Raw genomic sequence first — 13,702 nt, 5'->3', positions numbered from 1 at the left:
TGTGAGGTGGGGGAAAAGTAAGTATCGTCACAGGTAATGCTGTCGAGAACACTTACCTATCACGCATACCATCTTAATCATGATTGGATAGTAGAACAAACATCTATGTTTCCAGGAAACACTCTCATCAAAAGATGGCTTAAAATGGGTTACATAGAGCAGGATATGCTTCGTACGACAACAGAAGGAACCCCTCAAGGGGGAATTGTGTCTCCCCTTCTAGCTAATATCGCCTTATGCGGTATGGAAGAAGAAATTGGTATTGTTTATAAAAAGACATACAAACCAAACGGAGGATACGCAATCGATCCAAAATGTAAGATAGGACGTGTTCTCTATGCCGATGACTTTGTCATCGTAACGGAAACGAAGGAAAAGGCTGAAAGAATGTATGAGAAACTAACTCCTTACTTACAAAAGCGAGGAATTACACTTAGTAAAGAGAAAACTAGAGTTACACATATTGAGAACGGGTTTGATTTTCTCGGTTTCTCGCTGCGTCAATACAAGACGGAACAAGGCAATAAGCTACTAATCAAACCTAGCAGAGACAGCATTAAAAAAGCAAAAAATAAGATAAAAGATACGTTCGCAGTAATGAGAGGACGGCCAATAAAAGAACTAATACGTGTTTTAAATCCAATTATTCGTGGTTACGGACAGTATTGGAAACATGTCGTTTCTAAGAAGGCGTTTGGATATATGGATAATTACTTATTCCTTAAAATAACAAAACACCTTAAACGACTACATCCAAAGAAGGCGTGGAAATGGATTATTAAACGTTATTTTAAGAAGCCCAACCATGGAGGGAATGATAAATGGACTCTCACATGTCCACTTACTAACATTCAATTGTTAAAGATGTCCTGGATTAAGATAGAACGATATGTCATGGTAGCCTACAAAAACAGCCCAGATGATCCGAGTCTAAAAGAGTATTGGGAAAAACGAGACCGTAAGGTCTTTAACAATGAAAATACATTCGATAGGATGAAACTTGCAAGAAAACAAGGATATCGTTGTGCATTGTGTAAGCAGACTCTACAAAATGGAGAAAAAGTTACAGTGCGAAACCTAGAGGTTTCTACAGGTCAATTTGCTAAATTAGTACATGTACCATGTATTAAATAAGTTGTTCGGATAAAAAGAAGGCTTGAGCCGTATGACGGGAAATCTGTCACGTACGGTTCTTAGGGGGGCGGGCGCTCGTGAGAGTGCCTGCCTACCCGACGTAACTAACTTTGTATACCATATACAGGGTGAATATCTTCTATATACTTGATAAAATGTAATAAAAAGGTGTTTTGTTTAGGGGGAGAAAGATGAAAAGGATATTCTTTATTGTTTTTACACTGTTTCTAATGTGTGGGTGCCAAGGTAAAGACAAAGAACCTTTAGTTTTTACAGGAAAAAGCGATAATTGGACAGTAAAAGAGATTGTAAAGCCAAGCTCTAACAAAGATAAAGGAGAACTAAAGACTATTAAACTAAATTATACAGGTAAAGATATGAAATTAGTTGGAGAGTTCAGTTTTAAATTAGAAGCACCAAACGGACAATGGGGTGTTTCAATTATAGAGTTAGATAAAGAGGGGAAATTTGAAGAAAAAACTAACGCAATAGTCAATAGAGAAACGTTAAAATCGGATAAGCCTATAATAATTTTGAAATGGAATGATAAAAAAGAAGAGATTACTTTAAAAAATAAATAAAGTTAAACAATCCCTACTTAACACTGGCTCCAATTGTTTGTTCAATATTCAAGAGGAGGATATTAATGAAAAAAATATCGAAACATCATATTGTCCAAAAAAAATACAAAGAAAAAATACAAAACAAACAAGAATCAAACACATATGCTAAAGGTTGGTTCTTATCCATTTTATTTGCTGTACTTCTCGTTGTATTAAGTTATTTTTTTGGTGGAACGTTTATGCCTTATCGAACAATGTAGAAAATAAACGTTAATATTTTTATATTAGTACCTAGAACGGCCATTATGGTAACTAAGAATAAATACTATATACTACTTAGGAACATAAAATGGACAGAATTCATAAAGGGTTTTTTATAAATGAGACGAAGTAAATTATTTGAATGGCTATAAGTCGATGTCAAGGTGATTGGTTCTTTAAAATAAAGATACCCTACTACCACTTTTGAACAATGAATAAAATTCCATTCGACAATAAAATAATATTAAATTGTAATGGGTGGAGGAATTTCAATGGATTTGTATTACGAAGTTAATGGGCATGGCCATCCTGTTGTTCTCCTAACTGGTGGTGCTGATGTACGGAACTGGACATTTATGGTACCTCTTTTAGCAAAACACTATAAGGTTGTTGCTTGTGATGGACGTGGGACGGGGAAATCACCGGTCCCTTTAGAAGATGTCAACCCTGTTAAAGATTTGCTGTCACTACTTGATCATCTAGAAATCAGCCAGGCAACGCTTATCGGTCACTCAATGGGTGGTCAAATTGCTACTGAATTCGCTCTGAATTATCCTGAAAGGGTTTCAAAACTTGTTTTGCTTGCGCCTGGATTATCTGGGTTTACCTATTCCAAAGAATTTGAAGAGAACATGAAGAAGATTCATCAAGCTGCCCCAGATATAGATAAGATGGTTGAGCTTTTGCTCAGCGATTCATCGTATTGTGTTCTAACGATGAGTCCTCACCGGAGTTTAATGGTTCAAATGCTCAAGCACCATATGAATCGAATGTTTGAATGGCCAGCCGTTAAATTGATTTGGCAGCAACCATTGGCAATTGAAAGATTAGGAGAATTGACGACTAAAACATTGTTGATAATTGGTAAGGAGGATTCACCTGATAACCTTCGTGTGGCTGATTACTTTCGAAAGCACTCAGATGCTCGCATCATAGAAATTCCAGGTGCTGACCATATGGTCAATCTCACCCATCCTGAGAAATTGTATCATCACATTAATGATTTTATAAATAAATGAAATGTTAGAAAGCATCACTGAAATGGTACAGGAAACGAGAAGTCCGATGTTTTTAATAAACGTAGCAGAAAAGAACTAATTTGTTTCATGAAGAAGAATTAATTGACTAAATAATTAAAAGGTGTCCTAATTTACCAAGGGACACCTTTTTTTGTTTCCTAGAAGCCGTTTTATGGAAACTAAAAAAGACAAATTAGTTGGTTATATTACACGAATTTTTAGTTTAGTTGGGCAGGAAGAAGGTATTCTTAAGAATATCTTCCTACCTTAACTAGTGAAAATTATTATATATACTAGAAGATGCCCAAATTATAAAGCTCATATTCTCTTAATTACAAGCCATGAGTTCTATCAATAAAGTTCATTAACTTAAATTTTTGGCAATGTATGACTAAGTTCTTTACCAATAAGATTGGCTGAAACTGGTTTCTTTCCTATTTCCCTAGCCCATACCGATAATTGTCCAATATGGTGTATTTCGTGAGCAATCATATGACGCATAACTTCTCCCCAAGTATCAGTTACTATACTTCCGTCTGGTTGTGGGTCATAAAGAATATTATTTTCTTTTTCTGTATTCCAAGATCTAACAAACTCTCTTACCTCAAACTGAAAGTTTTTATCTAGCTGGAGAACTTTTTCTAAGCTTTGATATTCCTCAAAACTCTCCTGAAAATCATCCTTTCCCTGAAGAACGCGAACCCAACTCCACTCTACATCAACAATGTGAAAGAGCGTATGTAATATTCCTCCTACTCCTCCTGTTCGTTTCCGAAGCAATTCCTCTAGTGGAATCTTCTCACACCATTGATACCACTCTTCTCTAACCAACCAGTTATAATGAAACATAGTTTGCAAACTAATTCCTCCGTTTACTGTATTTTTCACTTTTTTAATGGGGGTATTAATTAGTTCGACAAATATTTTTAGAAACCTATTTCATTAGAATAAGAGAAAGTAATAAATAGAGTCGTATAGGCTGTTTTGTTCCTAAAAGGAACATTACGGTAAGTTACATTGCAAATAAATAAAAAAGAGGAGGATTAGATACCATCTAATCCTCCTCTTTTGTTAGCTCTGAGCTTTTGTGATATATGTTTTAACTGAAGGTGGTTGATATGCATTGAATTGATCTAATAAACCTTGTGGTTCTGTATCTACAAGAGCCATAGAACGATATTTTTCCTGTAGAAATTGCTCTTCTGTCATGTGATTAAATAAAGAAATAAGTGGTGTGTAATAATCATTAATATTCATTAATCCGCAAGGCTTCTGGTGTAGCCCTAACTGAGCCCATGTAAAAATCTCAAAGAATTCCTCTAATGTACCTGGACCACCTGGTAATGTAATAAATCCATCTACAAGTTCAGCCATCTTGGCTTTTCTCTCGTGCATAGATTCAACGACGATAAGCTCTGACAGGTTTTTATGAGAAATTTCTCTTTCTTCAAGGAAAGTAGGCATGACACCAATGACATGTCCGTCAGCTTCCAACACGGCATCAGCCACAGCACCCATTACTCCGACACTTGCACCACCATATACAAGCGTAATATTACGTTTAGCAAGTTCCTTTCCCAAAGCTTTTGCACCTTGAATATAAAGGTCAGATGCTCCATTACTTGATCCACAAAATACAGCTATTCTTTTCATAAACATTCCCCCCTATGTAAATCACCGTTATTGATTATACATAATAATGGATGATTTGGTAAACTTAGTTGAAGTTAAAAAAGGAAGGTGGAACCATTTAATGAACGTAACAGAATTTCAAAAATGGGTAAAGGACTACTACAAAATGAGAGGTTGGTCAGATTTAGATATCTTTATTCGAATTGGTTTTCTTGCTGAAGAAACAGGTGAAGTAGCACGAGCTATTAGGGCGTTAGAAATTGGAAGGGATCGACCAGATGAAGTAACTGGAACTTTAGAAGAAAATAAGAAAGAATTAACGGAAGAACTAGGAGATGTGTTAGGTAACTTGATTGTTATTGCTAACAAATATGATATTTCTTTAGAAGAAATATTCAGCTCACATAAGGAGAAGCTTGCAGAGCGTTATTCTACTAAATGAATATAGATAAAAGAAGGGAAAGTGAAGTCGTTTTATGAAAATTCGTTCAGTAGAGGGAACAGATTATTACGTAATATCTCCATTAATTAACGAGTGGTGGAACGGTAGACAAATGTCTGATATGTTGCCAAAGCTATTCTTTGATCATTTTCAAAATACAAGTTTTATTGCTGAAGAAAAAGGTGAAATTATAGGGTTTCTAATTGGTTTCTTATCTCAATCCCGTATGAATGAAGCATATATTCATTTTGTCGGAGTTCATCCAAAATATAGAGGAAAGAAGATTGGAAAACAATTGTATAGTCATTTTTTTGATGTTATTAAACAAAATGGACGAAATACTATTCGATGTGTAACGTCTCCTGTTAATAAAATCTCAATTGCTTATCATACAAAAATGGGATTTAAGATTGAACAAGGCCATAAGAATTTAGACAATGTATCTTTACATACTAACTATGATGGAGTTAATCAAGACCGTGTTCTATTTGTAAAGCATTTGGTCTGATGTTGTGGTAACGGAGAAAATAACCAAAATTAGTTTCTATACAATATTGTCTTCCTTCCTAGAACATCCATTATGGTAACTAGAGTTTTAATATAACGTTCTCCAAACAGAAAGTTGTTTATTACTTTAAATTTAACAATAGAACCTTCTAAAACTTTGAAGGTTCTACTTTATTTTCGAAACAATAATCCCTACAATCATAATAGAAAATCCCAATAATGTTTTCCAAGTAGGAACCTCTTTGAAAAATAGATAACCCATCAATAATGAAATCACTATCTCTATTCCTTTAGACGTAACTAAAACAAATATTAAATTCTGAATCGCTTTAAATCCAAATTTGATGCCGTATCAGATTAGTATATTGGCTATTGAAAATAATGGAAAGGCAAAAATGTGATACTTTAAAGTCGCCCAAAAGGCTGGATCAATATGCTTGCTTTGATACGAAAATAACATGTTTATTAGAAACAAACCAGAAAATAAAAAGGTAGTACCATAAAAATAACTCATACTTATACACTCTCATTATAATCATATTTGTTATCAGTCTATCCAACAAATGTTTCTTTATGCTATAAAAATTTCCTTAGGTAAAAATAATAGCTTCGATTCAAAAAATGTTCCTTAGAGAATCCTTGTAGACATCATATAAGTTGTACGAACAATTCTAAAGGAGGAATATCTGAAATATAAATACAATTGAAAGGAGTGAGATGATAATGCAAGCAAGTACCTTTTTGGGGCTATTTTGGGGGTGGACGACGATTATCATATCCGGCATACTTTTCATACGTCCATCGGTACTACGTGAGCTGAAAAAATTAGTGGTTGAAGACAGAGGATTTGGGATTATATATGGCTTTCTGTCTATTTTCCTAGGGTTAGGAACTGTTATCCTGCATAATGTGTGGGCACTCAACTGGCAGGGATTCATTACACTCATTGGATGGCTCGCACTACTAAAGGGAATTTACGTAATTGCATATCCTGAACCATCGAAGAAAACTGACTTTGAAGTACGGATACTATCTACGCGTATAGTACTTGCTATCCTTGGTGTTTTAGCTTTATGGATGCTTGTAGTAATTTATATGAAATAATCTGTAATTCTAAATAGTGAAAAATAGATGGGGTTATACATTCATGTCTCTCTCATCTAAGGACGGGAGAGACATGAATTTGGCTCACGTCAAACAACTTCTGATAAATCACATTATGTAAATCAGTTCAGTAAAAAGAAAATAAAGCTAACTGTGTCAAGTTAGCTTTACAATTTCATGACGTTTCTCTATGCGCCTTTCGATTTTATCGATTGCTTTTTTATCTTTTAGTAATTCTTGTTTATTCTCTTTTACTAATTCTTCAAATGATTTTTTGTATTTAAGCAAAATAACCCTTCTTTCTCCATATTATTCTCATTAAATTTATTTACTTAAGGTTTATCTAAATAATAAATCAACTTTCCTATATGTAACTTATAATAATTAGACAATTCCGTGAATTTTAGTTACTATAAATTAATTTCTTATTAATCAGGAAGATCAAAAATCAACTTATTGACTTACTCGCTAAAATAAAGGTTAAAGCATTTTATTCAAAGTGAAAACTTTAACCTTTACTTTGAACTTAGACAAATAGGAAATTTTACTCCTTATGGTATATCAATCTATCTTTTACTTTCCTTTTAAGAAATTTCTTTATTAATGATTCATTTAAAGAAAATCCACACATACTTAACGTTACTATATTTTTAATAACATATATTTAACCAGAAATACAAAATCAATGCATTTTATATAAAGAGGTAAACGTATAAACTCTGTTATAAATATTAAAGTTTTATTATTTACTCTAGTTGACGACAAATATGGGCTTTTTCTACAACATATGTAATACTTAATGCTATTTTTAATAAATTAAGTTAGTTGTTACTCCTATTAATGAAATTAAATTTAATTTATATAAATATCATTATATTTTTTAATAATATATCATGTGCCATGTAACTATATAAATTATATACATAATTAGAATAACTTATAACTTGTAGTCGATAAGAGTAAACAATGAAACTTTAATAATATACGAATTACTTTAGTGTTTACTTAACAAATAATTAAACCTAGGTAGAAGAAAAGTAGGTTTTTATCTCAGTAGATTCGATTACAAAATTTGTTTTTAAATTTGTATGTATATGAATCTACAAATCTGTCCAGAATAATAACGTATTCCCCCTATTTCGATAAATTTGAAAATCCTTTGCCAGGTATCAGCAAAGGATTTTTTTTATTAATCGTGATTTATTATAAGTAAATTCAAGTAATGGATGTTTTCGGTAATAATTTAAAATTCATAGTAAAATAAGCAGATCCTTAATAATTGAGGACCTGCTTGTTTTGGTTTACATAAAGCTTATTTCATCGTGTACTTTTTAAAAAAAGAAACATACTGTAAATCAGTAGCAGTACTAATAAAAATAAAGCTATCCAATAAATGATCATTAGTCCGTTTAGAAAATAAATAATTGTTAAAGTTACCGTCAGGATCACTTCTCATATGAGGTCTAACATAAGTACCATCTTTTCTGTAGTATCCACGTACACTTACATCGGCTTAAGCTTGTATAGTACTCCCGAGTACAAGAAAGACTAATAAAGCAATAAATATTCTCTTTTTATTCATCATTTTTACTCCCTCTTATGTATTTTTTATAACTATATTATATTTTTTTCTTCCATATTTGGTCTATTTGTGAAATGAATATAATTCTAATTATCCATTTAAATCCATTTTTTGGATTGATATAAATTATAAGAACTACATAAATCTAATAATGAAGAGGTATTTCATTACTATTTGTCGTATTGATAATAAAAAGGAGGTAATTAAGATGAAGAAAGACCTTTGTAAAATTACTTTATCTAACGGCAAAGAAATTACGTTTCAAAAACATGTCGACGAGGTCCTTGAAAGAATTCAGGACTCGGAAGGAAAGTTATATGATGGATTAATTCATTTCTCTGAAATCTCTATCAATCCTAAATATGTCGTATCTCTTGAACCAGTAACTAATTCCTTTAGAACAGATAACCAAAGAAAGATATATACATAAGCGTTGCTTCTATTGAGTATTTTAAGAGACTTAACTTTTTTTAGTAAGATATATCACCATTTGATGCAAAATAACGCACCTCTAAATAAGTAAAAAAATAAACTGACCATACCTTTTATATAAGATATAGCCAGTTTATTTTATTTCGTTCTTCCATAACACGAAATATGGTTCGAGCTGCTTCAACACTTTATGATTATGTTTGTATCGTTCTGCTACTGATTGGATATATTCTTTGTGAGTTATTCCCACCAGTAGCCCAAATTCAAAATGTAGCAACCAAATTAAAGAATCGATTATTTCCTTTTTAGCTTCTTCTATGCCCTTCTTAAATAGCTCATCTTTATTCATGGTTCTGGTGCAAATACTTGAAGAAAATATAAAAAAGCAAAGGATTTCTAGTGACTCGTGGTCTTAAGCAACTAGTCCAAACAGTTGATGGGGTCCTTATTTCTCTTTTATGCAGCTTTTCATAGATTCTTGATATGACTACATTTACCCCATACCCAAGTAGGAGGAGGATGTATAAAAAGTGCACCTTTTATACGTGTGCTCGTACGGAAAATGTAGTCTATATGGCAAAAATGTGCTAATATTCATTTGAATCGATTTTTTTGTTATACATGTACACCAAAATAAAAACCATCTCTAGTGCTGCACACTCAAGAGGTGGCTTTTTATTTTGCAATAAACATTCAAGGGGGGCAACCAATGAACAAAACAGACCGTTTGTTAGCCATCGTACTGGAGCTGCAACGTAAAGAAGTTGTACGGGCCGAAGATTTGGCGAACCTATTTGAAACTAGCGTGCGGACCATCTACCGCGACATTCAGGCGCTGAGTGAAGTGGGCGTGCCGATCATAGGAGCCCCTGGGACAGGATATTCCCTGATGGAAGGCTATTTCCTCCCGCCGATCGGTTTCACGGTACCAGAAGCCGTGAGCTTGCTGATTGGAACAGACTTTATCGAACAAGGATTTGATGACGATTATCGTGTCAGAGCTCAAGCTGCCCGCGGCAAAATTGAGGCCATTCTACCGGAGAGCATTCGCAATGAAACATCTCGTGTACGCAAGGCTATGCGTTTGCTCATTTCTGATAAACAGGTCAGGCAGTCAAAAGAAAAGGAATATCTAGAAAAGATTCGTCGATCGATATTAGACGTGCAAAAGATTAGCTTTCATTATGCAAAAAGGCTTGCAGATTCCGAAGGTAATCGCCATAGTGTTCGTACGGTTGCTCCCTATGGATTGGTGCTCGTTCAAGGTTCGTGGATGCTCGTGGCTCGGTGTGATCTGCGCCAAGAAATTCGCCATTTTCGCTTGTCCCGAATGACGGAACTTATCAATCTGGAAGAACGATTCGAACTACCGGCGCATTTTAACTTAAGGGAGTATACCCCTCCGGATGATCGGCACTTGCTAGTTCGCCTTCGATTTAACCATGACATCGCGGATATGGTGAAGGAATCGAACTATCATTACATGGAGGATATGGAAGAGCATCAAGATGGATTGCATGTGGTTTTACGCGTTCATCAACTGGACGAATCATTGCAATGGGTGCTTGGCTGGGGAGCAGGTGTGATTGTATTGGAGCCTGAATCATTCCGAAATCGGATTCGTGAGGAAACAAAAAAAATGTTAAAACGCTACTGACATACAGTTGTCAGTAGCGTTATTTTATAATTGGAGTAAGTAAACATAAAGGGGTGAGAGATAAATGCGAAGTATGTCTTGCATCGGTTGGGGGAGACCGCCAATCAACATCCACAGGAATTAATTCATTTCACTATGGATCAATTGAGCAGCAGCAAGGCATGGAAGGATGGTCGTAGAACCAAATGGTTCAGTTTCTGATTAAATCGTGCCTTTACGGAAAATATACAACACGGGGTAGAACCAGCGAACGTCGGTTAACTTGTAAAGTAGGTTACTTAGAAATGGAAAAAACAAGCCTTCAAATGGGCTGTTTGATGCTTGAGGAAAGGAAAAGTTCCGAAAATTAAAATGGAAAAGGAACACCATTGATTTTAGTGGTGTAAAAGTCCTTCTTTCTCTTACAGCATTAAGTGAATTGTTCCGAAAATGATCGTCCTTGGAACTTTTGTAACCTATTTTTTACAGCTACATTGCCTCTTACTGAAGCTTCGCTGGTTCTGGCCCAAAATGATCTGATACGACATTGTATCATTTATTATAGGAAGGATGGTATCTTATGAATTTTGCTTCTGTACGCATCATTACCGACGACGTGGATCGTCTTGTCAAGTTCTATGAGAAAGTCATGGGTGTTTCGGCGGAACGCCCCGTACCTGTCTTTGCCGAACTCGTTGTGCCATCGTGCACCCTGGCGATCGGCCACTCCCAGACGGTGCCCCTGTTCGGCGCCGGTTCCGCAGTGGCGGCCGACAATCACACTGTCATCATCGAGTTCCGCGTCCACGATGTCGATGCCGAATACGAGCGCTTGAAACCGTTTGTCAACGAGTGGGTGAAGGAACCGACCATGATGCCGTGGGGGAACCGTGCTGTGTTGTTCCGTGATCCCGACGGCAACCTCGTTAACCTCTTCGAGCCGGTGACCGAAGAAGCGATCAAACGGTTCCGCGGTAGGGGTTGATAAACGCTTGGATCTATTGGAAAGATATAATCTAAGAAACATAATTGTTATTCAGCGAAAGGGCGCAATTCTACAGCAAGAATTACGCTCTTTCTTTATGTAAAGGGCCAATTAATGAAGGTATGGAGAGTGGTATCTTTAATAAAATCAATGGGAGACTGTTAATCCTACAGGATAAGATGTTATTTACTATGTTTTTCTACACAAGTATAATAAATAAAACTATTTTCACTAAAATACGTTAACTATTGTTTAAGGATTAAGAGTAATTTAGTTCATATAATGTTTTACATAATCGGACTTATGTAAACTAGAAGTGAATACGATATACAGTCTGAAAAATAAAAAAGGAGCAGATTCAAATTTGAAACCCGTTCCTTATCCACTTCAGTATAATATGCATACTTTTAAATTAGAGGTATTAAACATTTATTGCAAAAAGAAAACACTACTGTATCTTGACAATAGTGTTTTCTAATCAAAAAAATGGGTTTCGAATACCAAAAGTCGGAAGGCATTCTACTTGCATTTTGTTCCAAGTGCATAAAAAATATACTAACAGCAAATGAAAAAACTATCCTATATGAACTGAACCCAAAAAGTTGTCTTTTGTCTTTCTTCTCCCGAGAAATCACGTTTGTGAGAAAATGCTTTTCGGAAACAAGTAAGCTTAAAACGCAAAATAGTTGAGTAGCTACTTTCTTTTATTCCGTTGATTTTTCTTTTTGTTCGGTATGCCACCATAATGCATCTTTCGGGTTTTCAACAGCTTCGTTGTATTCAGATTTAGAAGCAACTGTTGGATAAGAACCTTTTAGAGATTTTCCTGCCGTGTTCTTGAATAAAAATAAAATCACTAAGAACCCGATAATGCTCACAATGGTTAGATAGAAAGCAGGGGCTAAGTTATTTCCTGTTTCATGAACTAGCCATGTGGCAACTAATGGCGTCGTCCCACCAAATATTGAAACAGAAACATTAAACGTCACGGCTAATGTTCGGTAGCGAATATCGGTATAGAACATCGTTGGTAATGTTCCAGGCATGGTACCTTCGTAAGTGGAAAGTAGAACACCTAAAATTAAAATACCTAATGAAATAAAGACTAAGCTGTTCAAATTGATTAAATAAAACGAAACAGCTGACAATAGACTTAATCCACCTAAACCGATTAAGAAAACCTTCTTGTTTCCAATTTTGTCACTAAGCTTTCCAAACATGAAAGCAAGTGGCACCATCAGAATCATGGTCACAGTAATTAATACAGTTCCCACTGTATTAGACAATCCAATAATTTCATTTAAATAAGAAGGCATGTACGATAATAGCATGTAGTTTGTAATGTTAAAGAATGCCACAGCTACAAAACAAACAAACACATCTTTTTTGTGATTTTTCAAAATGGATAGAAAGCTTTCTTCCTGGACTTGGTCATCAGAGCTGGAAAGTTCATTTTCAAAAATCGGCGTTTCCTCTAAACTGCTTCGTAAATAAAATCCAATTAGACCTAAAGGTAAGCCAAGTAAGAACGGTATTCTCCATCCCCATGAGGCCATCTGTTCATCCGTTAGAAGAAGAAAAAGCAAACTAGCCAGCAGTGATGCTAGGATATAACCCGTGAGGGTTCCAATTTCTAATCCACTTCCAAGTACATTACGCTTATTGTCTGGAGACGATTCGGCGATATAGACCATTGCACCAGCATATTCACCTCCGGTTGAAAAACCTTGAATAATTCTTGCTATTAATAAGAGGATCGGTGCCCATATACCGATTTGATCGTATGTAGGTAATAAACCGATGAGTAATGTGGAAAACGCCATTAAAATAATGGTGGTGGTTAGAACAACTTTCCTTCCTAACTTATCTCCAATTCTTCCGAATATAATACCCCCTACTGGGCGCATTAAGAAGGCTATCGCAAAAGTGGCAAATGTGAATACCAATTTTAGCTCATCATTCCCAACAGCACTAAAAAAGTTTTGACTAATGATAACAGCTAAATATGAATATAAACCAAAGTCAAACCATTCCATTGCGTTTCCTACGCCTGTAGCAAAAACGCTTTTTTTAGCTTTGTCAATATCTACGACGTTAATTTTTTTCTTGTTAAACTTCATTTATATTATGTCACCTCCAAGGCATATGATTATACAAGAATAAGAAGCAAAGTCAAACTCAAGGCTTACTTAACCAGACATACAAAAGCTTTTAAACATTCATTATTTTTAAATAAAACAGTGGGAAGTATTCATTCTGAAAAAATACTACATACAATTTGTTCCTTTTAGTTAGTAGTCAAATATAGGGGTAAAGTTGAAAGACATAGAAAAAAGCTACTGACTGACTCCACCAACAGTAGCTTTTTTCACATAGAATAAGAAAGTTGATGCCTCTCAGCATCC

The 13,702-nt window shown here is 34.9% G+C and carries 15 protein-coding genes; 11 read left to right on the top strand and 4 right to left on the bottom strand.

All coding sequences use genetic code 11. The annotated features are described in order from the left end of the window. The first annotated feature begins 36 nt into the window (after positions 1-36). The 4 genes from ACFX4E_RS27120 (at position 37) to ACFX4E_RS27105 (ending at position 2,977) form a co-directional block, all read left to right on the top strand. Complete coding sequence (locus tag ACFX4E_RS27120) at positions 37-1,134, top strand: group II intron maturase-specific domain-containing protein (protein ID WP_377259775.1); 1,098 nt, start codon at positions 37-39, stop codon at positions 1,132-1,134. A gap of 191 nt (positions 1,135-1,325) precedes the next feature. Beyond that, positions 1,326-1,715 carry a hypothetical protein gene (locus ACFX4E_RS27115; protein ID WP_377259772.1) on the top strand — a complete coding sequence of 130 codons (390 nt, stop codon included), beginning with the start codon at positions 1,326-1,328 and terminating at the stop codon, positions 1,713-1,715. A gap of 65 nt (positions 1,716-1,780) precedes the next feature. Further along, positions 1,781-1,957, top strand: a complete 177-nt coding sequence (locus ACFX4E_RS27110) for a hypothetical protein (RefSeq protein ID WP_377259769.1) — start codon at positions 1,781-1,783, stop codon at positions 1,955-1,957. A 273-nt stretch (positions 1,958-2,230) separates the two neighbouring features. Beyond that, a complete protein-coding gene (locus ACFX4E_RS27105) occupies positions 2,231-2,977 on the top strand; it encodes an alpha/beta fold hydrolase (protein WP_377259766.1) in 747 nt (248 codons plus the stop codon). A gap of 369 nt (positions 2,978-3,346) precedes the next feature. Here ACFX4E_RS27105 and ACFX4E_RS27100 read toward each other — a convergent pair whose 3' ends face one another. Together ACFX4E_RS27100 and ACFX4E_RS27095 are read right to left on the bottom strand one after the other, a co-directional pair. Next, positions 3,347-3,835, bottom strand: coding sequence for a DinB family protein (locus ACFX4E_RS27100; RefSeq protein ID WP_377259763.1), 489 nt, complete (start codon positions 3,833-3,835; stop codon positions 3,347-3,349). A gap of 213 nt (positions 3,836-4,048) precedes the next feature. After that, a complete protein-coding gene (locus ACFX4E_RS27095; protein ID WP_098399773.1) occupies positions 4,049-4,630 on the bottom strand; it encodes an LOG family protein in 582 nt (193 codons plus the stop codon). A 100-nt stretch (positions 4,631-4,730) separates the two neighbouring features. Between ACFX4E_RS27095 and ACFX4E_RS27090 the strand changes: the two genes are divergently transcribed. The 3 genes from ACFX4E_RS27090 to ACFX4E_RS27080 all read left to right on the top strand — a co-directional run bounded on the left by ACFX4E_RS27090 (position 4,731) and on the right by ACFX4E_RS27080 (position 6,662). Next, complete coding sequence (locus tag ACFX4E_RS27090; RefSeq protein ID WP_098399772.1) at positions 4,731-5,051, top strand: MazG nucleotide pyrophosphohydrolase domain-containing protein; 321 nt, start codon at positions 4,731-4,733, stop codon at positions 5,049-5,051. 34 nt (positions 5,052-5,085) lie between these two features. Then, entirely contained in the window at positions 5,086-5,559 is a 474-nt protein-coding gene (locus tag ACFX4E_RS27085; protein ID WP_098399771.1) for a GNAT family N-acetyltransferase, read from the top strand. Between the two features lie 722 nt (positions 5,560-6,281). Continuing rightward, a complete protein-coding gene (locus ACFX4E_RS27080) occupies positions 6,282-6,662 on the top strand; it encodes a hypothetical protein (RefSeq protein WP_098399769.1) in 381 nt (126 codons plus the stop codon). 156 nt (positions 6,663-6,818) lie between these two features. Here the strand turns inward: ACFX4E_RS27080 and ACFX4E_RS27075 are convergent, their stop codons facing one another. Further along, positions 6,819-6,950, bottom strand: coding sequence for an FbpB family small basic protein (locus ACFX4E_RS27075; protein ID WP_377259759.1), 132 nt, complete (start codon positions 6,948-6,950; stop codon positions 6,819-6,821). A 1,502-nt stretch (positions 6,951-8,452) separates the two neighbouring features. Here ACFX4E_RS27075 and ACFX4E_RS27070 point away from each other — a divergent pair. The 4 genes from ACFX4E_RS27070 to ACFX4E_RS27055 all read left to right on the top strand — a co-directional run bounded on the left by ACFX4E_RS27070 (position 8,453) and on the right by ACFX4E_RS27055 (position 11,297). Further along, positions 8,453-8,674: a hypothetical protein gene (locus ACFX4E_RS27070; protein WP_197227536.1), complete on the top strand. Its 222-nt coding sequence runs from the start codon at positions 8,453-8,455 to the stop codon at positions 8,672-8,674. 711 nt (positions 8,675-9,385) lie between these two features. After that, positions 9,386-10,333, top strand: a complete 948-nt coding sequence (locus tag ACFX4E_RS27065; RefSeq protein WP_377259756.1) for a helix-turn-helix transcriptional regulator — start codon at positions 9,386-9,388, stop codon at positions 10,331-10,333. 53 nt (positions 10,334-10,386) lie between these two features. Beyond that, positions 10,387-10,512, top strand: a complete 126-nt coding sequence (locus ACFX4E_RS27060) for a hypothetical protein (RefSeq protein ID WP_377259753.1) — start codon at positions 10,387-10,389, stop codon at positions 10,510-10,512. Positions 10,513-10,892: 380 nt separating this feature from the next. Further along, a complete protein-coding gene (locus ACFX4E_RS27055; protein WP_197227539.1) occupies positions 10,893-11,297 on the top strand; it encodes a VOC family protein in 405 nt (134 codons plus the stop codon). A 704-nt stretch (positions 11,298-12,001) separates the two neighbouring features. On the opposite strand, the gene ACFX4E_RS27050 is transcribed toward ACFX4E_RS27055, so the two are convergent. Continuing rightward, on the bottom strand, positions 12,002-13,417 hold the full coding sequence (locus ACFX4E_RS27050; RefSeq protein WP_197227541.1) for an MFS transporter: 1,416 nt from the start codon (positions 13,415-13,417) through the stop codon (positions 12,002-12,004). Positions 13,418-13,702: the final 285 nt, after the last annotated feature.

It is taken from the genome of Priestia sp. YIM B13491, assembly GCF_042787605.1.
GTDB lineage: Bacteria > Bacillota > Bacilli > Bacillales > Bacillaceae_H > Priestia > Priestia megaterium_E.
This window is presented reverse-complemented; position numbering and strand designations above follow the sequence as displayed.